Here is a 1,174-nt window from a genome sequence, read left to right as displayed (position 1 = left end):
TTATTATCTATTTTCACATGATAATCGGGCTGGACAACGGTCTTCGCCCAGCTCGCAATCTCGTATGGTGAATGAGGCAGGGGAATTAATGCAAATTTTTCTTCTTCTAAGAATGCTTCCTGCCTGTTCCCTTTTCTCTTTTGGAAAGATTTTGTATTCACCACATCTAATTTCTCTCTAATCGCTTTGTTTAGCTCAGCCAAAGAAAAGAACTTCTCATTACGAAGAGAAGCGATAATCCAAGTCGATATATGGCCAACATTCCCTTCTACACTTGGCTTGTCCTTGGGCCGGCGTACACGTGCTGGGATAATAGTAGTCTGGTAATATTCAGCCATTTCCTGATAGCTCTGATTAATAATTGGATCGATACGGGAAGACTTGGTCACTCCAGTCTTCAAGTTATCCGGTACAATAACCCTTGTGACTCCCCCATAAAATTCAAAAGCATGGATATGAGCCGTAATCCAACTCTCTATATCCATGGATAAAAATCCTTCTACATATGCATATTGACTACATGGCAATGCAGAAACAAAAATATAAACAGGAATTTCTTCTCCTGTTAGATTGTTTGTAAGATGCATCGTTTGACCTGCCCAGTCCACTTCCATTTGTTCTCCAGGTTTTCTTTTGATGCGCATGGTTGCTTTGGTTTTCCTGGCATAATCAGTGTAAAATCTACAAAACTGGCGATAACTGTACGGAATTTCATCATTTGCCCTGCTCTGTAAAGAATATTCGTCCCATAAAAGAGAAAGTGTTACCCCCGTTTTAGCCAATTCTTTATGAATATACTCACAATCAGGCTTTCGTCGATGGTCTGAAGGAACCTTTTTCTCAGGAAATAAAATCATTTGTAAATCTAAATCTGTCACGTCATCTTCGATTGGCCACTGAATTTTCTTCTCTTCCGCTCGCCGAATTACTTCTCTAATCGTGTTCCTTGAATGACCACAGCTTGAAGCTATCCCCCTTTGTGTGACTTCCTGCGAGTGAAGCCTTAAAATTTCCCGATACTTAATCACAAAAAAACCCCCTATAAATGAATTTGCACGTATGTGCTCCTTCATTATATAGGAGGGTGGGTCAGCTATGTCTTAGGTGGATCAATTTCATGGCAGAGGTGGATCAAAAAGATGGCACAACTGGGTCAATTGCATGGCTGTAATCA

1 protein-coding gene is annotated in these 1,174 nt (G+C 40.5%); it reads right to left on the bottom strand.

Annotated elements, in window-relative coordinates; all coding sequences use genetic code 11:
* A partial coding sequence (gene istA, locus AB1L08_RS22380; protein WP_413066776.1) for an IS21 family transposase occupies positions 1-1,028 on the bottom strand: 1,028 nt, incomplete at its 3' end.
* Positions 1,029-1,174: the final 146 nt, after the last annotated feature.

The sequence above is a fragment of the Siminovitchia jepli genome, from assembly GCF_047228825.1.
Lineage (GTDB): Bacteria > Bacillota > Bacilli > Bacillales > Bacillaceae_C > Siminovitchia.
Note: the sequence above shows the minus strand (reverse complement) of the source record. Positions and strands in the feature narration are given on the sequence as shown.